At 20.3% G+C, this 18,596-nt stretch carries 18 protein-coding genes and 2 pseudogenes; 16 read left to right on the forward strand and 4 right to left on the reverse strand.

Annotated elements, in window-relative coordinates; all coding sequences use genetic code 11:
• Positions 1 to 225 precede the first annotated feature (225 nt).
• Positions 226 to 624: a Panacea domain-containing protein gene (locus tag MDPP_RS01810; protein WP_144658519.1), complete on the forward strand. Its 399-nt coding sequence runs from the start codon at positions 226 to 228 to the stop codon at positions 622 to 624.
• 228 nt (positions 625 to 852) lie between these two features.
• Here the strand turns inward: MDPP_RS01810 and MDPP_RS01815 are convergent, their stop codons facing one another.
• The gene (locus MDPP_RS01815; RefSeq protein WP_144658520.1) at positions 853 to 1,398 is read right to left on the reverse strand and encodes a hypothetical protein; all 546 of its coding nucleotides are present in this window, start codon (positions 1,396 to 1,398) and stop codon (positions 853 to 855) included.
• An 821-nt stretch (positions 1,399 to 2,219) separates the two neighbouring features.
• Here MDPP_RS01815 and rpsP point away from each other — a divergent pair.
• The 15 genes and pseudogenes from rpsP (at position 2,220) to MDPP_RS01885 (ending at position 15,221) form a co-directional block, all read left to right on the forward strand.
• Positions 2,220 to 2,453 carry a 30S ribosomal protein S16 gene (rpsP, locus tag MDPP_RS01820; protein ID WP_144658521.1) on the forward strand — a complete coding sequence of 78 codons (234 nt, stop codon included), beginning with the start codon at positions 2,220 to 2,222 and terminating at the stop codon, positions 2,451 to 2,453.
• A gap of 392 nt (positions 2,454 to 2,845) precedes the next feature.
• A complete protein-coding gene (gene trmD, locus MDPP_RS01825; protein ID WP_144658522.1) occupies positions 2,846 to 3,577 on the forward strand; it encodes a tRNA (guanosine(37)-N1)-methyltransferase TrmD in 732 nt (243 codons plus the stop codon).
• 199 nt (positions 3,578 to 3,776) lie between these two features.
• A complete protein-coding gene (gene rplS / locus MDPP_RS01830) occupies positions 3,777 to 4,109 on the forward strand; it encodes a 50S ribosomal protein L19 (RefSeq protein ID WP_420885458.1) in 333 nt (110 codons plus the stop codon).
• A 152-nt stretch (positions 4,110 to 4,261) separates the two neighbouring features.
• Complete coding sequence (tyrS, locus tag MDPP_RS01835) at positions 4,262 to 5,524, forward strand: tyrosine--tRNA ligase (protein WP_144658524.1); 1,263 nt, start codon at positions 4,262 to 4,264, stop codon at positions 5,522 to 5,524.
• A 78-nt stretch (positions 5,525 to 5,602) separates the two neighbouring features.
• Entirely contained in the window at positions 5,603 to 6,076 is a 474-nt protein-coding gene (locus MDPP_RS01840; RefSeq protein WP_144658525.1) for an iron-sulfur cluster assembly scaffold protein, read from the forward strand.
• A 140-nt stretch (positions 6,077 to 6,216) separates the two neighbouring features.
• A complete protein-coding gene (locus MDPP_RS01845) occupies positions 6,217 to 7,653 on the forward strand; it encodes an HD domain-containing protein (protein ID WP_144658526.1) in 1,437 nt (478 codons plus the stop codon).
• A complete protein-coding gene (rsmA, locus tag MDPP_RS01850) occupies positions 7,643 to 8,476 on the forward strand; it encodes a 16S rRNA (adenine(1518)-N(6)/adenine(1519)-N(6))-dimethyltransferase RsmA (protein ID WP_144658527.1) in 834 nt (277 codons plus the stop codon). The genes MDPP_RS01845 and rsmA (MDPP_RS01850) overlap by 11 nt, the downstream gene beginning before the upstream one ends.
• 192 nt (positions 8,477 to 8,668) lie before the next feature.
• Positions 8,669 to 8,965: pseudogene (gene spoVG, locus MDPP_RS02235) on the forward strand (septation regulator SpoVG); the annotation flags it as partial.
• Between the two features lie 114 nt (positions 8,966 to 9,079).
• Positions 9,080 to 9,502, forward strand: a pseudogene (locus tag MDPP_RS02240) (iron-sulfur cluster assembly scaffold protein); the annotation flags it as partial.
• Positions 9,503 to 9,642: 140 nt separating this feature from the next.
• Positions 9,643 to 11,079, forward strand: coding sequence for an HD domain-containing protein (locus MDPP_RS01860; RefSeq protein WP_144658526.1), 1,437 nt, complete (start codon positions 9,643 to 9,645; stop codon positions 11,077 to 11,079).
• Positions 11,069 to 11,902, forward strand: a complete 834-nt coding sequence (gene rsmA / locus MDPP_RS01865) for a 16S rRNA (adenine(1518)-N(6)/adenine(1519)-N(6))-dimethyltransferase RsmA (RefSeq protein ID WP_144658527.1) — start codon at positions 11,069 to 11,071, stop codon at positions 11,900 to 11,902. Before MDPP_RS01860 ends, rsmA (MDPP_RS01865) begins: the two co-directional genes overlap by 11 nt.
• Positions 11,903 to 12,094: 192 nt before the next feature.
• On the forward strand, positions 12,095 to 12,433 hold the full coding sequence (gene spoVG, locus MDPP_RS01870; RefSeq protein WP_144658528.1) for a septation regulator SpoVG: 339 nt from the start codon (positions 12,095 to 12,097) through the stop codon (positions 12,431 to 12,433).
• A 254-nt stretch (positions 12,434 to 12,687) separates the two neighbouring features.
• Positions 12,688 to 13,380: an ATP-binding cassette domain-containing protein gene (locus tag MDPP_RS01875; RefSeq protein WP_144658529.1), complete on the forward strand. Its 693-nt coding sequence runs from the start codon at positions 12,688 to 12,690 to the stop codon at positions 13,378 to 13,380.
• A gap of 63 nt (positions 13,381 to 13,443) precedes the next feature.
• Complete coding sequence (locus tag MDPP_RS01880; protein ID WP_144658530.1) at positions 13,444 to 14,466, forward strand: hypothetical protein; 1,023 nt, start codon at positions 13,444 to 13,446, stop codon at positions 14,464 to 14,466.
• 8 nt (positions 14,467 to 14,474) lie between these two features.
• Positions 14,475 to 15,221, forward strand: a complete 747-nt coding sequence (locus MDPP_RS01885; RefSeq protein WP_246058884.1) for an ABC transporter permease subunit — start codon at positions 14,475 to 14,477, stop codon at positions 15,219 to 15,221.
• 577 nt (positions 15,222 to 15,798) lie between these two features.
• On the opposite strand, the gene MDPP_RS01890 is transcribed toward MDPP_RS01885, so the two are convergent.
• The 3 genes from MDPP_RS01890 to MDPP_RS01900 form a co-directional block, all read right to left on the reverse strand.
• On the reverse strand, positions 15,799 to 16,044 hold the full coding sequence (locus tag MDPP_RS01890) for a hypothetical protein (protein WP_144658531.1): 246 nt from the start codon (positions 16,042 to 16,044) through the stop codon (positions 15,799 to 15,801).
• Positions 16,045 to 16,674: 630 nt separating this feature from the next.
• Positions 16,675 to 17,763, reverse strand: a complete 1,089-nt coding sequence (locus tag MDPP_RS01895; RefSeq protein ID WP_144658532.1) for a DEAD/DEAH box helicase — start codon at positions 17,761 to 17,763, stop codon at positions 16,675 to 16,677.
• Positions 17,764 to 17,818: 55 nt separating this feature from the next.
• Entirely contained in the window at positions 17,819 to 18,490 is a 672-nt protein-coding gene (locus tag MDPP_RS01900; RefSeq protein ID WP_144658533.1) for a lambda-exonuclease family protein, read from the reverse strand.
• Positions 18,491 to 18,596 lie beyond the last annotated feature (106 nt).

Genomic DNA, 18,596 nt, shown 5'->3' on the forward strand with positions numbered 1-18,596 from the left:
AAAATTGGACGAATTCAAAATAGAAACAAAAGAAAATTTTAATAAACTAGACACAAAAATAGATAAACTAGCAGAAACGATTAACAAACCAAATAAACCAACTAATCAACTCGACGAAGAAAAATAAATTACTCGCTAAAATAAATTAATCATTTAAACAACCCAAGACCCTTTCCAGGGTCTTCTTTTTACCTATTTTTTTTATTAAGAAAGGAAAAAAACCAAATGAATCAACTAAAACCAAATGACATTAATGTTTTTGATGTCGTCAATTATTTAATTTGCCGTCTTGATACTTCTCTATACGGACTTACTAATTATAAAATGAACCAATTATTGTATTACATCCAAGGCCATTACATCGCCAAATATGACCAACCACTTTTCCCTGAAGCGCTTGAAGCAACGATTTTTGGTCCTATTGTTCCCATTGTTTTTGGTACTTTTTTCGAATTCGCCCTTAAATTCATTCCAAACGATTATTTTTGTCAAGAGGCGCGTAAACAACCATTAAGCGACGAAGCCAAAACGATTATTCAAAAAGTTATCGACGAATATGCGAGGTTAGGTGTTTATGATTTAAGGGTTAGAATTTGGCAAGAATACGTTGTTCCGTTTTCTTAGACAACTTTTGTTTGTAAAATAACTCTTTAATATCTAAATTTAAGTTGATAATTCCATATCTTTTCAAACTAACAAATTAATAAGATTTTTAAATAATAAAAAATTAATTATTTTTTTATCTAGCCAGATTAAAAAAATTATTTTATTTTTATTTAGAGTGAAGTACGGCCTCAGAATAAATAAACAAAATTCATAAATCTATAGCAATAATAAATTAAAATATTTTAATTATAATTGATTATAATTTTTAAAAATATTGTGAAAATTTTCAAAAACTATTTCCATATTTAATTTTTTTGGCTTTAGATTATTATTTTTATTCTTTGTCATAAACTTTTTTTGATACCAAAACATTAATTTTTTATAGATTCCTGAATTAAATTGATATAATGAATAATTGTTTCTATCTTTGAAAATTTTGTTTGTAATTTCAAACCAAGACAAATAATTTTGATAAGAAATAAAATTTTTAAGTTCCCACTGAATGCAACATTCTAAAATTAAAAAAAAATCAGTCTTAATTTTTGGATATGTATGTCTATCAGCGTAAAATAAATGAAAACTGTTAATATAGTGTTTTCTTTTTTTCATTTCCTTTATCCATTCATCGAAAGATAAATGAAAATAATCAAAACCCATATTTAAAAAAGGCTGCATAGCCTTATTTGTTTTTTGTTTATTTAAACAATAATTATAAATACCAAATTCTTTTCTCAAGGCACATAAAGAAAAATCAGGAGCATATTTATATAATTCATATGGTATGATACGCATTTAATATAATTAATAATCTTTCACAAATTTTATTGAAATTCATAAATTTTCTATCTCTGAATTTATATAAAAAATAAAACCTATAATATTATTTTGAATTCTGAAATTGATATTAAATTATTTTATTTATATGAAATAATTTTATTTAATTTTATTCTTATATTATAATTATACATTATCTAAATTAATAATATCCATATTATATATGTGAAAAATTGTAATTAATTAAATCAATAAACAATATAATATTTAATTTTAATTAAAATAAATACTAAATATATTAGGAATTATAAATTAATTTTTTATTATTATATTACTATTTCATTCCTTGACATTCATCTTAATTTAATTTATAATACGTTTGAATAATTTTTTAGATTAAATAAATATCATTTATTATATAGATGATATGTAAGTTAATTATAGTATAGTAAATAAGTTACTATTTTTATTAGTAATTGAATTATATTTCAAATTTAATTATAATTTAATTTTTATTATCAAATCTAAATAACATTTAGAAATCATTTTAAGATGTATAGTAATGATCTGATTAGTAAAAAATATAAATATAAAATATAAAGTAATACTAGGAAAATATTTAAAATTATAATTCATAAGGGTATTCAATTTCTTTTTTTATGTTATTTTATATTTTTGAATTAAGTATTTTCCGAAAAATAGTTTTCAAATTGTCAAATATTTTTGATTTTTTCTATTTTTTTCTAGTTATTGTTTATTGTTGATGAAAAAAATATAACTTATTAAACTTATAAAAACTTATAACTTAATTAATAAAAAGAAGAAAGTGAATTAAAATAATGTCAGTAAAAATACGTTTGAAACGTTTAGGTTCTCATAAAAGACCTTTTTATCAAATAGTTACAATGAATTCCGATAGCAAAAGAGATGGAAAATTTTTAGATATTCTTGGGAATTATGAGCCATTACGACATGAAATCAATATAAATTACGAAAAAGTAACTAAATGGTTATCTTTTGGCGCTCAGCCTACTGCAACTGTTAAAAATTTATTAAAAAAGGGGAGGAAATAAAAAAATATTTTTTTTGATTTTTACTCTTTAGATTTATTTAATATCTTAAAATTAATATTCATTTAAAATTAAAAATATAATAATATAACATATATCGTCCTTTATTTGAATCATATAACATCATTACATATATAATTATTTTATTATTATGAATAAATCCTAAAATAATTAGAATTTACCAAAGTAAATTTCTTTGTTTGTAATTTTTTTAAATTTTAATAAATAATTTTTTATATTTTAATTTATTAATACCAAAATATTATAAGAAATGTAAAAAATAAATTAAAATAAAGATAAGTTTGTTATTTCATTTCAAAACAAAAAAGAGAGTTTTTAATTAAACTTTATAAATTCTAATTTTATAAATTAATAAATTCAAAAAGGTTTAAAAAGTGAAGTTTGATATCATAACTATTTTTCCTAGTTTTTTTAGTAATTTTATTAATCATTCTATTATTAAAAAAGCTCAATTAAAAAAGAAAATCACTATCGAAATTCATGATTTAAGAAAATATGCTCAAAATAAACATAACAAAATCGATGATAAGCCATACGGCGGAGACTATGGTATGTTACTTGCTTTTCCTCCTATGTATGAATGCCTTAAAAAAATTAAAGTTAATAATAAAAGTCGTATAATTTTATTATCTCCGCAAGGAAATATTTTAAAACAAGAAAAAGCTTTCGCTTATGTACAAAAATTTTCACATTTTATAATTTTATGCGGTAATTATGAAGGGATTGACAATAGAATTTTAAAGTATGTACATGAAGAAATATCAATAGGTGATTATATTTTAACTGGTGGCGAAATATCAGCCATTGTTTTTATAGATGTCCTCGTGAGAATTGTCCCGGGAGTTATTAAACAAGAATCTTATTTAAAAGATTCTTTACAAAATAATTTATTAAAATATCCCCAATATACTAAACCACAAAATTATAAAAAACATAAAATACCAGAAATACTTTTATCAGGAAATCATCAAAAAATATTAGAATGGCGAAAAAAAGAAAGTTTAAAAAATACTTTTTTAAAAAGACCAGATCTTTTTAAAAAATTAAAATTGGATGAAAAAAATAAAAAAATCTTAAAACAAATAAAAAAAGAAAATTTAGAATAAAAAAAACTCTATATAAATTTTAATAATAATTAATAACCTATATTAAGATATAAAAATATAAAATAATAAGATTATATTTATATTTTTATATCTTAATATTAGGATGATCTTCAAGTTTATAATAAAAACAATAAAAAAAGATAAAACAATATTGAAGAAAAGGAAATATAAAATAATGAATATTACAAATAAAGAATTAATGAATGCAGTTCATAATGATAATCTTCGAAATATTACTGAATTTAAAACAGGCGATACAATAAGAGTTTTTATAAAAATAGAAGAAGGCAATAAAAAAAGAATTCAAACATTTGAAGGATTAGTAATCGGTCGTAAAAAAGGCAATAATATTTCAGCTACCTTTACAGTTCGAAAAAATTATTCTGGTGTAGGTGTAGAACGTATTTTTCCTTTGCATTCTCCTTTATATGAAAAAATTGAAGTGTTACGTCGTGGTATAGTGCGTCGTTCTAAAATTCATTACGTTCGTAAATTATCAGATAAAACAATTAAAATTAAAGAAAAAAGATAATTTTATTTTATTAATCAAATCAAGAAGATAATAGACTTATTAAATATCTTCTGTTTTTTTATCAATTACAAAAAGAATAAAGGAATTATTATTTTAGAAATACTATTTCCTTATTTCGAATAATTATACAAAGGGTTAAGATAAATTATATAATGTCTTTATTTCAAGAATTAAAATGGCGTGATGCTATTAAAGATTGTAATGACGAAAAAAAATTAGAACAACTATTAGAAAATGAAAAAATATTTTTTTATTGTGGGTTCGATCCTACTGCTAGTTCTTTAACTATAGGGCATTTAGTACAAATCATAATTATTTTATTATTTCAAAAAAAAGGGCATTTTCCTATTATTTTAATAGGACAAGCAACTGGTTTAATTGGAGATCCTAAAGAAACAAAAGAAAGAACTTTATTAACATCGGAAAAAAATAATTATAATTGTAAGAAAATTCAAGAACAATTAAAAAAATTTTTACCTTCTGAAAAAATCAAATTTGTAAATAATTATGATTGGATATCGCAAATCGATCTTATTAGTTTTTTTAGAAAATACGGAAAACTTTTCAATGTTAATTATATGATTTCTAAAGAAAAAATAGCCAAACGTTTAAACATAGGAATTTCTTATACTGAATTTTCTTATATGATTTTACAATCTTTAGATTTTCACCAATTATACAAAAATCATAATGTACAATTACAAATAGGCGGTTCTGACCAATGGGGCAATATCACAAGTGGTTTAGAATTAATCCGTAAAATGGAATTTTCGAACAAAAGAAAAATAGTTTGCGGCATGAGTATACCACTTTTATTAGACAGTAAGGGAATTAAGTTTGGTAAAAGCGAAAATAATGCATTGTGGTTAGATGCTGAATTAACTAGTCCTTACCAAATTTATCAATATTTTTTAAATATTGAAGACAGTTCTGTTATTCATTTTTTAAAAATTTTAACTTTATTAGAAAAAGACAAAATTGAAGAATTATATTTATTAACTCAAAAAGAACCTCGCAAAAGAAAAGCTCAACAAGCATTATCTCAGAGTATTGTTTCTTTTTTGCATGGTGAAAAGATTTTTCAAGAATGTTTAAAAGTAAAAGAAATTTTATTTATTCAAAAAAAACAAAACATTAGTTTAAAAGATTTTGTTTTATTAAGTAAATATTTAGTCACAGTTGAAATAAAAGAAAAAATTAATTTAATAGACGCTTTAGTGCTATCTCAATTAGCTGATTCAAAAAAAGAAGCTAAAAGATTAATTCAATTAGGTTCAATTAAAATTTTTAATCAAACTATTAATAACATGAATCTTGAATTAACTGCTGATGATTTTTTATACTATGATAAGTATATTATTTTAACTAAAAAAAATAAAATACATGCTTTATTAAGTTTAAATAAAAATCAATAATAAGAAGATATTCTAAAATAAAATATAATTGTACTAAATTTTACAATTAAAGGAATTAAAGGATGGTTTGTATTTATAATGGTATATTATTTTTTTAATATGAAGAAAAATGAATTATATCATTCATTAATTATGAAACACTATCGCAATCCTTTAAACAAAGGATTAAGAAAAAATGATAATGAAAAATGTTTTATAAAAGAAAATGAAATTATAAACTGTGGAGATGATCGTATCACTCTTCAAGTTTGTATTGATAATGATTTAATTTTTGATATTAAATATGAAGTTGAAGGCTGTGCTATTTTAATATCTTCTATTTCTTTAATGTCTCTTTATGTTAAAAAAATTCCTTTTATTAAGCTACAAAATAAAATTATTAATTTTGTAAATATGTTACAAGGTACAAAATTTAAAAAAGAACTTTTAGAAGAAGAATTGCAAATTTTTGAAGTTATCAAAAATTTTCCAAGTAAATTTGCTTGTGCTAGTCTTCCTTGGCAACTATTATTACAAATTATTCAACAAGCCATTTCCAACAAAAAAAATTAAAAAATTTAGTTCATTCAAAGTTTTTAATTTAAAAATAGATAAGAATTAAAATTTGAATAATTTTAATTTTAAATAATTTTTTGAATTTATAATGTTGATATTTTATATCAAAAAAAATGAAAGTCATAGGGAATTCGAAAATGAAAATAAATCATGATGATAATAATTATTATTATGATTTTTTCGATTATAAAGAAGAAACACTTAGTAATATATTAAGAAACAAAGACAATAAAATTTTAAAAAAAGAAGTTTTTAACGATCCTATTTATGGTTATATTTATTTTGATTATTCTTTTTTAAAAGAATTAATAAATACGGAAGTTTTTCAAAGGCTAAGAAGAATAAGACAATTAAGTTGTGTTAATATTGTTTTTGGTAGTAGCGAACATTCACGTTTTATGCATAGTTTAGGTGTTTATGAATTATCTAGAAGATTTTTAGAAAATAATCATGAACTTTTCAAAGAAGAAAGAATTTTTGGCACTTATGAGAAATTACTTTTAATGACAGCTGCTTTATTACATGATATAGGACACGGTTTTTATTCACATATTTTTGAAAACATTTTTCCTAACATTAATCATGTAGAGATGAGTGCTAAAATTATTCAAAATAATGTAGAAATTACTTCTATTTTAAACAAGATAGAAAATGAAAGATTTCAAAAAGATTTAGCCGATATAATCTCCAAAAAAAGCAAAAATTATAAATTTAAAATAATAGAAGAAATTTTATCAAGTCAACTAGATTTTGATCGATTAGATTATTTAAAAAGAGATGCTTTTTTTACAGGAGTTAGTTATGGTCATATCGAAACAGATCGATTAATTAGGAATATAAGTATTGAACAAAATAATCAAAAAAAATTACAAATTGTTCATAAGTATAGTGGTATTAAATCCATAGAAAATTATATTATCAGTCGTTATCATATGTACGAACAAGTATACAATCATCGTAAAATTATAGGTTATTCAGTTATTATAGAAAAAATTTTCGAAAGAATATTTGACTTAATAGAAAAAAAATACGATTTTAATTTTGGTAATATTTTGAATCATCTCAAAACAATTCCAAAAGATATTTATTCAAAAGAGGTGAATATCAATAATTATTTAAAATTAGATGATTTTTATGCTAATAGTTTAATTATTCATTTACAAGAAGAAAATGATGAAATTTTATCAAATTTATGTAAAGATTTTTTAAATCGTAAAATTTGGAATTTTTTGGATTATAATTCCGAAAAAGATGATAATTTTCTTCATGAAAACAAAATTGAAGAAAAAGAAAAAAATTATAATTATTATTTTTTTTTAGATGATCCTAAAAAATCTCATTTCATAGCGTATCAAGAAAATCAAGATACAAAAAATCAAGATACAAAATGTATTTCAATAAGAAGTGCGGATAATCAAATAAAACATTTAAGTGAAGAATCATTTATAATTAAATGTTTTTTAGATGAACAAAAAAATAAGCAAAATAAAAAAATTTTTTATAGAAATGATGAAATAAAAAAATTTTTAAATAAAAAGATAATGATTAAATCCAAAATAAATAATGAAAAATAAGCATGTCATTAAAAAAAAATATGGTCAAAATTTTTTAAATGATCTTCATTTATTAAAAATGATTGTCGATAAAACTAATTTAAAAAATAAAAATGTAGTAGAAATAGGTCCAGGGAAGGGTTCTTTAACAAATTTTATATTACCACAAGCTAAAAAAGTTTTAGCCTACGAAATAGATATTTTTTTAAAACCTTTTTTAATTTTTGATAATTATTCTGATAAAATTAATATCATTTATACTGATGTTTTAAATAGAGATTTAGAAAAAGATTTTAAACATTTTTTTCCTGAAGAAGAAGATATCGTATTAATCGGAAACTTACCTTATTATCTAACAACTGTTTTATTATCGAAAATTTTATTTTTAAACAAAATAAAAATTTTTACTGTTTTAATACAAAAAGAAGTTGCATTACGTATTTTATCTACAGAATGTAAAAAAAATTATGGTTCTTTAAGTGTGATAATGCAATCATTAACTAAAATTGAAAAAATAAAATTAGTAAAAAAAGATATGTTCTATCCTAAGCCAAAAGTAGATGGAATGGTTTTGAAATTTACAAAAATATGTTTCGAAAAAGCAAAAAAAGATTTTTTACAAAATGAATTTTATACATTTGTTAAAGCGTCTTTTAAACAAAAAAGAAAAACATTAATTAATAATTTAAGTATTTATTTTTGCGTTTCAAAAGAAAAACTTTTATTTTTTTTTCAAAAATACCAAATTAATATAAATATAAGAGCAGAACAAATAGATACTTTGCGATTTCAAAAAATAGCTTTTTTGTTTTATAATTTTTTTCAATTTAAAAAAAAATTATAAAGAGATTATATTTTAACGAAAATTAAATAATGTTAAATACAATATAAATGTTATTAAAAAATAAATATGATAAAATAATTATATAAATATGAATATGTAGATAAATTGATTAATATTAGATATTATTAATAAAATACAAAATTAATTTAAAAAATAAATAAAAAATCACAAAAGGAGAAAAAATATATTAAAATGCAAATTACTAACGTAAGCATTCGTTTATGCAAAGGCAAAAGTAGATTAAAAGCCATTGCTTCTGTTACTCTTGATAATTGTTTTGTCATTCACCTTATTAAAATTATTCAGGGGCAAAAAGGACTTTTTATTGCTATGCCAAGCAGTAATAAAAATTCTAAGGGGATTTATTTAGATATAGCACATCCGATTAATCATGAAACAAGAAATATGTTAGAAACTGCTATCAAGAGTTCTTTTCAAGAAAAAGTCGAAAAAGAAAATTTAGAAAACCAAACAGTTGAAGAAAAACCTTTAGAATTTATAATTGTACTAAATTTTACAATTAAAGGAATTAAAGGATGGTTTGTATTTATAATGGTATATTATTTTTTTAATATGAAGAAAAATGAATTATATCATTCATTAATTATGAAACACTATCGCAATCCTTTAAACAAAGGATTAAGAAAAAATGATAATGAAAAATGTTTTATAAAAGAAAATGAAATTATAAACTGTGGAGATGATCGTATCACTCTTCAAGTTTGTATTGATAATGATTTAATTTTTGATATTAAATATGAAGTTGAAGGCTGTGCTATTTTAATATCTTCTATTTCTTTAATGTCTCTTTATGTTAAAAAAATTCCTTTTATTAAGCTACAAAATAAAATTATTAATTTTGTAAATATGTTACAAGGTACAAAATTTAAAAAAGAACTTTTAGAAGAAGAATTGCAAATTTTTGAAGTTATCAAAAATTTTCCAAGTAAATTTGCTTGTGCTAGTCTTCCTTGGCAACTATTATTACAAATTATTCAACAAGCCATTTCCAACAAAAAAAATTAAAAAATTTAGTTCATTCAAAGTTTTTAATTTAAAAATAGATAAGAATTAAAATTTGAATAATTTTAATTTTAAATAATTTTTTGAATTTATAATGTTGATATTTTATATCAAAAAAAATGAAAGTCATAGGGAATTCGAAAATGAAAATAAATCATGATGATAATAATTATTATTATGATTTTTTCGATTATAAAGAAGAAACACTTAGTAATATATTAAGAAACAAAGACAATAAAATTTTAAAAAAAGAAGTTTTTAACGATCCTATTTATGGTTATATTTATTTTGATTATTCTTTTTTAAAAGAATTAATAAATACGGAAGTTTTTCAAAGGCTAAGAAGAATAAGACAATTAAGTTGTGTTAATATTGTTTTTGGTAGTAGCGAACATTCACGTTTTATGCATAGTTTAGGTGTTTATGAATTATCTAGAAGATTTTTAGAAAATAATCATGAACTTTTCAAAGAAGAAAGAATTTTTGGCACTTATGAGAAATTACTTTTAATGACAGCTGCTTTATTACATGATATAGGACACGGTTTTTATTCACATATTTTTGAAAACATTTTTCCTAACATTAATCATGTAGAGATGAGTGCTAAAATTATTCAAAATAATGTAGAAATTACTTCTATTTTAAACAAGATAGAAAATGAAAGATTTCAAAAAGATTTAGCCGATATAATCTCCAAAAAAAGCAAAAATTATAAATTTAAAATAATAGAAGAAATTTTATCAAGTCAACTAGATTTTGATCGATTAGATTATTTAAAAAGAGATGCTTTTTTTACAGGAGTTAGTTATGGTCATATCGAAACAGATCGATTAATTAGGAATATAAGTATTGAACAAAATAATCAAAAAAAATTACAAATTGTTCATAAGTATAGTGGTATTAAATCCATAGAAAATTATATTATCAGTCGTTATCATATGTACGAACAAGTATACAATCATCGTAAAATTATAGGTTATTCAGTTATTATAGAAAAAATTTTCGAAAGAATATTTGACTTAATAGAAAAAAAATACGATTTTAATTTTGGTAATATTTTGAATCATCTCAAAACAATTCCAAAAGATATTTATTCAAAAGAGGTGAATATCAATAATTATTTAAAATTAGATGATTTTTATGCTAATAGTTTAATTATTCATTTACAAGAAGAAAATGATGAAATTTTATCAAATTTATGTAAAGATTTTTTAAATCGTAAAATTTGGAATTTTTTGGATTATAATTCCGAAAAAGATGATAATTTTCTTCATGAAAACAAAATTGAAGAAAAAGAAAAAAATTATAATTATTATTTTTTTTTAGATGATCCTAAAAAATCTCATTTCATAGCGTATCAAGAAAATCAAGATACAAAAAATCAAGATACAAAATGTATTTCAATAAGAAGTGCGGATAATCAAATAAAACATTTAAGTGAAGAATCATTTATAATTAAATGTTTTTTAGATGAACAAAAAAATAAGCAAAATAAAAAAATTTTTTATAGAAATGATGAAATAAAAAAATTTTTAAATAAAAAGATAATGATTAAATCCAAAATAAATAATGAAAAATAAGCATGTCATTAAAAAAAAATATGGTCAAAATTTTTTAAATGATCTTCATTTATTAAAAATGATTGTCGATAAAACTAATTTAAAAAATAAAAATGTAGTAGAAATAGGTCCAGGGAAGGGTTCTTTAACAAATTTTATATTACCACAAGCTAAAAAAGTTTTAGCCTACGAAATAGATATTTTTTTAAAACCTTTTTTAATTTTTGATAATTATTCTGATAAAATTAATATCATTTATACTGATGTTTTAAATAGAGATTTAGAAAAAGATTTTAAACATTTTTTTCCTGAAGAAGAAGATATCGTATTAATCGGAAACTTACCTTATTATCTAACAACTGTTTTATTATCGAAAATTTTATTTTTAAACAAAATAAAAATTTTTACTGTTTTAATACAAAAAGAAGTTGCATTACGTATTTTATCTACAGAATGTAAAAAAAATTATGGTTCTTTAAGTGTGATAATGCAATCATTAACTAAAATTGAAAAAATAAAATTAGTAAAAAAAGATATGTTCTATCCTAAGCCAAAAGTAGATGGAATGGTTTTGAAATTTACAAAAATATGTTTCGAAAAAGCAAAAAAAGATTTTTTACAAAATGAATTTTATACATTTGTTAAAGCGTCTTTTAAACAAAAAAGAAAAACATTAATTAATAATTTAAGTATTTATTTTTGCGTTTCAAAAGAAAAACTTTTATTTTTTTTTCAAAAATACCAAATTAATATAAATATAAGAGCAGAACAAATAGATACTTTGCGATTTCAAAAAATAGCTTTTTTGTTTTATAATTTTTTTCAATTTAAAAAAAAATTATAAAGAGATTATATTTTAACGAAAATTAAATAATGTTAAATACAATATAAATGTTATTAAAAAATAAATATGATAAAATAATTATATAAATATGAATATGTAGATAAATTGATTAATATTAGATATTATTAATAAAATACAAAATTAATTTAAAAAATAAATAAAAAATCACAAAAGGAGAAAAAATATATTAAAATGCAAATTACTAACGTAAGCATTCGTTTATGCAAAGGCAAAAGTAGATTAAAAGCCATTGCTTCTGTTACTCTTGATAATTGTTTTGTCATTCACCTTATTAAAATTATTCAGGGGCAAAAAGGACTTTTTATTGCTATGCCAAGCAGTAATAAAAATTCTAAGGGGATTTATTTAGATATAGCACATCCGATTAATCATGAAACAAGAAATATGTTAGAAACTGCTATCAAGAGTTCTTTTCAAGAAAAAGTCGAAAAAGAAAATTTAGAAAACCAAACAGTTGAAGAAAAACCTTTAGAATTTGAAGAAAAAAAAGAAGAAGCAAACAACAATTAAAAAAATTATTTAATATAAATTTAATATTTATATTTGTTTTTATTTTTAAATATTAAAATTTTGGAAATTTATTTTTATTATAAAAAATATTATAAAATCTATAATATTTTTTTGGTAAATAAAATGGACAAATAATAATTAATATTTATTTTAAAAAAATTTTTTATCAAAAAAAGAAAAATTCTTGAAAATAATTTGATAATAAAGATAATATTTTTAATTCTTCTTGAAATCGAATAAATAAAAAAATATATATGTTAAAAATAAATCATCTTTATAAAACTTTTTATTACAATAAAAAACCAATATTTGGTTTAAAAAATATTCATATAGAAATTCAAAAAAAAGATATTTTTGGTTTATTAGGACATACAGGTTCTGGCAAAACAACTTTATTAAATATAATGAATGGTATTGTTCTTCCTGATCCTAATCCAAAAACAATTATTAATAAAAATTTTGATTTATTAGAAAGCGCTACTATTTTTCAAAATTTAAATCTTTTAACAAACTTAAATGTATTTCAAAATATCGCTTTACCTTTAAAAATTAGAAAAAAAAATTCGAAAGAAATTGAAGAAAAAGTTTTAAAAATTATAAATTTTTTAGAATTAAATCATTTAATTAATACTTTTCCTAAAAATTTGTCTGGAGGCCAAAAACAAAAAGTAGCTATTGCCAGGGCATTAGTTTATCAACCTAAAATCATTTTTTGTGATGAACCTACTTCTGCTTTAGATCAAATAAATGGTAAAAATATTTTAAAATTACTTTGGAAAATTAATAAAATATTCAAAACTACTATTGTTATTATTTCTCACGATATTTATGTTATTAAAACTTTATGCAATAAGATAGCTTTTTTGCAACAAGGAGAAATAAAAAAAAAAATTTCTTTTGTTCCTTCTTATGATTTTCGAAATGTTTCGTATGATGATTTTTTTTAATGAAAAAATGTTCGAAAAAATCAAATTAATAATAAAAAAGAAAGGTTTTTAAAATCAATTATAATGAATCAAAAAAAATTTAATATTACATTTTTATCAATTTTAATCGCTTTAACATCAATAATAATAATATATTATCTTTATCAGAAAAATACAAATCAAGATTTAACAAATAGCCCAAAAGAAAACAAGAAATTATCTACTGCTTTGCCTACTTTGCCTTTTTTTTTGAACCAAGTTATTAAACCCGAATTAGAAAAGCAAATGAAAAATATTAAATTAGAAATAGTAGCAAATAATAACAATTATGAAGGAAGTTTAAATTTATTATTAAAAGATAAGGAAACTATTGCTGAATTAGATTGTCATTTACCTTGGGCATCAAATAGATTAAGAGACATACAATCATCAGAGAAAATTGAAGTTTTGTTACCTTTTTATTTTGCTAAATTTAGCATGTTTGGAAGAAAAGATCCAAATACTATTAACAAAATTCAGGATAAAATAGATAAGATTCAAAATAATGAAAACCCTGATAAACCATTAAAAATATTAATCCTTGGAGAAAAATCTCAAAAAACTCTAACATTACGTTTTTTAGAACAATTAAAGTTGATTCAAAGAAAAACTGTTGAAAAAGATGATGGTTTATCAAAAGATAAATTATTTAATTTAACAACGGGTGATTTTGAAATAGATGAAAAAAAAATTAATTTCGTTGACGAAGGTACACAAACTAATGAAATTTTTAACAAATTTCGAGGAGATAATTCATACGATGTTTTTATTAGTTATCCAGCAACAACAGGAATATCTAATATAGGTCAAAACATAGAAATAATTAAAACTTTAGAATTACCAGCTAGTCCTAACGATCCTATTTGGGCTTTTTGCATTTCTTTAATTGCAAAAAAAGAAAATAGCGAAGATAATAAAAAAGTTTTAGAAAAAATAAAAGAATTTTTACAAAATGAATCTTTAATACAACCTTTTTTCCAAAAGAATGAAAATTTTTTGTTTAAAATTGATTCATCATTGATAACACAAGTTACTAAAAACATCAATTCATATTTCAACAACGATTAAAAAATTTTGTGAATATTGTTTCTAATTTTTTTAGAAAAATTTATTTAGTTATTTTTTGTCGGGAACCTATTTATAACAGCATTAAGAAAGAAACCTCTTTTTTATTTCTCAATGCTTTTTGGGATACTTGTAAGATTACTTTTTCTTCTTGTTTTTGTGCTTTTTTTGCAGGTTTAAGTTTAGGAGTTTATCTATATCTACTGAGGTTAAATAACAATAAAAAAAAATATTTTTTTTTCAATGGTATTATTAATGTTTTTATTTCTATTCCATATTTATTATTAGTTATTTTAATTATTTCATTATTTTTAGGACCTTATTTCGAAATTTATTATGGTTTTAAAGCGGGATTAATTTGTTTAACTTTAATACTTACTATTATTTTTGCTCGTAATTGTGAACAATTATTTTTACAATTAAATCAAGAACTATATAAAACTGCTTATACTTTAGGCGCTAACAAAAAACAATTTGTAATACTTTTTTTACTTAAAGAAGCTAGATCACCTCTAATTTTAAAATTAAATTCTCTTTTTATTTCTAGTTTAGCATATTCAAATGTTTTACCTATGATAGGTGTAAACGGTATTTTTTCTATTACTTATAATTATGGTTATCAAGCTCAGTTTAATCTTGATAATCAAGAAATTAATAATATCGATTTAATTTGGGTTCCCACTTTACTTATTTTTTTATTAGTTCAAATAATTAATTTAATATTTAATTATATTGCAAAAAAACTAGATAAAAATTAAAAATAAATTCTTTATATAAACCTAAAATAGAATAATTTTTAAAATTTTTAAAAAGATTTCACTTTAAAATGCGTTTATGAGTTAGATTTATATCTGACCTTTTATTACAAAATTAGCCCCACTCCAAACCGTATAAGCAAGTTGCTCATCATACGGATTTCAGAGCAACCGTGTTAGTCGGTGATTGTGCTCCAGTAAAATGGAACCAGTAGAAAGATAAAAATAAAGTCAAATTAAAACAAGAAAAATATTTTTACAACAAAGTTGTTTATTAATTTATCAAAATTATAAACTAGTTGATAATTTTTATTTTTCTTTTTCTAATTTTTCATTTTCATTTTTTGATTTAATTTTATTAATTTATTACACTTAATTAATTATTCAATCATAATGTTTTATAATCTCTTTCATGTTACAAAATATAATGTATTAGTAGTTTTTATTAATTTATTATTATTATATGTAATATTCATCAATTAAATTAATTTTTTTCATTGTTTAAATTATTTTGAATATATTTAATTTCTTGAACTATTTTGTTTTTTATTAATTTTTTTAAAATATTAATAATATTCAGTTATTTTTTTTTTTTAATTATATAAAATTTATCCATTTCTTTTTCGTAAAGGCTTGAATAACCTAAAGTCTTTTGAATATTATTGTTTTCTAAAAATTGAAACATTTCAATCCAAAAACTAATTTCTATTCTTGATAATTCAGAAATATTTTCTTTTATTTTTTCGTTAATTTTATAAGTTTTAGAAATTAATTTTTTTAAATATTCAATTTGTTTAGAACTGCCTTTTTTTGTTATTAAAAACATATTCTTTTTCAATTTTTAAATCTAAAAGAAATGAATTTAATTTTTGAATTTTATCAAAGATTTTGTAAATGTCTTTTTCTATAATTAAAATTTGATAATTATATTTAACTTTAGTGTCGAAAATAAAAAATGTTTCTTTATTGAAGCAATAAAAAATAAATAAACATAATCGTTTTCTTCCTTATTTAAATTACTTGTTAAATTATAAATGAAATTCTTCTTTTCTATTTTTTTTAAATGAAAATTTAATCCAGGATAATGGAAATTTTTCTAATAAAGTTTCTAAATTTTCAAATTTAATATTAATTTCTGAATTTTTTAAATTTGTTGTTACATGTTTTTTTTCATGAATTTCATCATTTTCGTTTTCGTTAGAAGGAATAAGTTCAACTTTAGAATATGTTGAAATTTTTTTTAAAATTTTTATTATTTCTTGACGATATACTTCTTCAAATTTTTTCTTAAATTTTTCTTTTTTGTCTTCATCTTTTTTATTTATTAATAAAAATGTTTTATTTTTGTCTTTTTTGTTTTCATCTTTTTGACCTTCATAAATTTTATAAAAATCTTTTTCGATAATTTCTTTACCATAAATTAATGATAATTTTTTTAAAATTTTTTTATATAAAGTTAAATAATCTTCTTTTTTTTATATGTTTTGTCATTAAAAATATTTTCTAAATGTTTTTTTATAGTATCTTTATAACCACAAACAATTAATAAACAATCTTTTTTCTTTTTTATTTCTTCTTGATTATTATAAGAAGGATTACGTAACCCACGTCCTAGCATTTGATAAAAAGTTAAATGTGAATGTGCAGGACGTAAAACAATAATACAAGAAATAAAAGGATTATCATAACCTTCAATACAAATGTTACAATTAATTAAAACTTTATAAATACCTTTTTTAAAATCATTTAGTTTTTTTAATTTTTCAGAATGAGTATCTTTATAAATTACCGAAACAACTTCAATATTTTCTTTTTTAAAAAAACTTTCAAGTGTTTTTACATGATTAACATTTACACAAAAAATAATAGTTGGACGTTCTAAACAATATTGTTTATATTTATGAACAATATCTTTGTTAATTTTACAAGTGTTAACTAAAGAAGAAAGTTTTATAGATGAATCATTATTTAAAGAAGAATTATAAAATTTTTTTTCTTCTTCATTAAGAGTTAGTTCAACAACGATAGCTTTGTCTTTTGAAAGATTAACTAAATGATTTTCACTAATTGCATCTAAAATATTAATTGCTACATTAGTTTTAAATATATTTTTAAGACTTTTTCCATCACTTCTTTTGGGAGTTGCGGTTAATCCTAAAATTTTTAAATCATTATTTTTATTTTTTAAATTATCAATAATATTTTGAATTTTTGATAAATCATTTTTTATAGTTTGAATCATACCGAATATAACTTGTTTATTGGTTTCTTTTATTTTGCAATCATGTAAACATGTGCTAATTTTAAAATTAGTTTCTTTTTCAAAAACTTCTTTATTTTGTTTATTAATAATATCTCTATTAGAAATGACTAAGATTTTTTTAATTTTATTTTCTTCTAAAAATTTTTTTATAATAATAGAAAACATTAAAGTTTTACCAACTCCAGTTGGAGCAATACCTAAAACACTTTTATTCTTTTTAAATTTAAAAAAAATGTCATTAATAAATTTTTTTTGTAAATTTGATAATTTTTTGTTTTTCATTTTATTTAATACTTAGAAATGAACCTCATCATTTTCTTCTTTAATATTTTTATTTTTACATTTTACAAATAAGTTTTAAATAAGTTGATTCTTCTAATTCTTTTTTTGCATTTGATAAAAATTCTAAATATTCCTCCCCGCGTTTAATTATTTTATGAATAAATTTTTTACTAGGAATAACTTTTTTAGGTAAATTATGTTTTTCATTAAAATAAACAAAAAAATAAGCAAATTTAGCTTGCGAACAATAAAGTTCACATTGAATCTGAGTATAATAGCGTTTAGGAATATTTCCTTCATTAAAAAAATCATCCCATTCATGAGAAACATTATCATTTGATTGAATATAAGGACATTTTATTTCTAAAATAGTATTGGTTTCTATATTATAACCATCTAAAAAACTTTTAAAAATATGAGTTTGATTATCAACAAAAGTGAAAGGAGGAAAAGTTAATTTCATTTGTTTTTCAAAACAATTTCTTGCAATAGGTTCTGTTTCGTTACCATGTTTAGTGTATTTATTATAAAAATCTTTATTTTTATTATGAAATTCATTATATTCATTATTAAAAAAAAGTTTTTGAATAGTAATTTGTTTAGGATTTTTATAAGGATTAAAATCCATAATAGTTGAAATTTCCGAAGCATAAATATATTCTTTAGAATTTTTTTTCAGATTTTTATTCCATTTTTTGGCTTTTTGAAATAAATCTTCAATTTTCATAATTTTCCCTCTTATTCTTTGGTTTCATTGAGATGTTCTATTTTTTTTATTTCATCAAAAGTAATTGTTTCTTGTTCGATTAAAAGCAAAGCAATTTTATCTAAAA

The sequence above is a fragment of the Candidatus Phytoplasma pini genome, from assembly GCF_007821455.1.
Taxonomy (GTDB): domain Bacteria; phylum Bacillota_I; class Bacilli_A; order Acholeplasmatales; family Acholeplasmataceae; genus Phytoplasma; species Phytoplasma pini.

What these genes read in the sequence shown, in the direction of transcription:
- MDPP_RS01810 (WP_144658519.1), top strand. Translation starts at nt 226, where the DNA reads ATGAATCAACTAAAACCAAATGACATTAATGTTTTTGATGTCGTCAAT.
- MDPP_RS01815 (WP_144658520.1), bottom strand. Translation starts at nt 1,398, where the DNA reads ATGCGTATCATACCATATGAATTATATAAATATGCTCCTGATTTTTCT.
- rpsP (WP_144658521.1), top strand. Translation starts at nt 2,220, where the DNA reads ATGTCAGTAAAAATACGTTTGAAACGTTTAGGTTCTCATAAAAGACCT.
- rplS (WP_420885458.1), top strand. Translation starts at nt 3,777, where the DNA reads ATGAATGCAGTTCATAATGATAATCTTCGAAATATTACTGAATTTAAA.
- tyrS (WP_144658524.1), top strand. Translation starts at nt 4,262, where the DNA reads ATGTCTTTATTTCAAGAATTAAAATGGCGTGATGCTATTAAAGATTGT.
- MDPP_RS01840 (WP_144658525.1), top strand. Translation starts at nt 5,603, where the DNA reads ATGGTATATTATTTTTTTAATATGAAGAAAAATGAATTATATCATTCA.
- MDPP_RS01845 (WP_144658526.1), top strand. Translation starts at nt 6,217, where the DNA reads ATGAAAATAAATCATGATGATAATAATTATTATTATGATTTTTTCGAT.
- rsmA (WP_144658527.1), top strand. Translation starts at nt 7,643, where the DNA reads ATGAAAAATAAGCATGTCATTAAAAAAAAATATGGTCAAAATTTTTTA.
- MDPP_RS01860 (WP_144658526.1), top strand. Translation starts at nt 9,643, where the DNA reads ATGAAAATAAATCATGATGATAATAATTATTATTATGATTTTTTCGAT.
- rsmA (WP_144658527.1), top strand. Translation starts at nt 11,069, where the DNA reads ATGAAAAATAAGCATGTCATTAAAAAAAAATATGGTCAAAATTTTTTA.
- spoVG (WP_144658528.1), top strand. Translation starts at nt 12,095, where the DNA reads ATGCAAATTACTAACGTAAGCATTCGTTTATGCAAAGGCAAAAGTAGA.
- MDPP_RS01875 (WP_144658529.1), top strand. Translation starts at nt 12,688, where the DNA reads ATGTTAAAAATAAATCATCTTTATAAAACTTTTTATTACAATAAAAAA.
- MDPP_RS01880 (WP_144658530.1), top strand. Translation starts at nt 13,444, where the DNA reads ATGAATCAAAAAAAATTTAATATTACATTTTTATCAATTTTAATCGCT.
- MDPP_RS01890 (WP_144658531.1), bottom strand. Translation starts at nt 16,044, where the DNA reads ATGTTTTTAATAACAAAAAAAGGCAGTTCTAAACAAATTGAATATTTA.
- MDPP_RS01895 (WP_144658532.1), bottom strand. Translation starts at nt 17,763, where the DNA reads ATGAAAAACAAAAAATTATCAAATTTACAAAAAAAATTTATTAATGAC.
- MDPP_RS01900 (WP_144658533.1), bottom strand. Translation starts at nt 18,490, where the DNA reads ATGAAAATTGAAGATTTATTTCAAAAAGCCAAAAAATGGAATAAAAAT.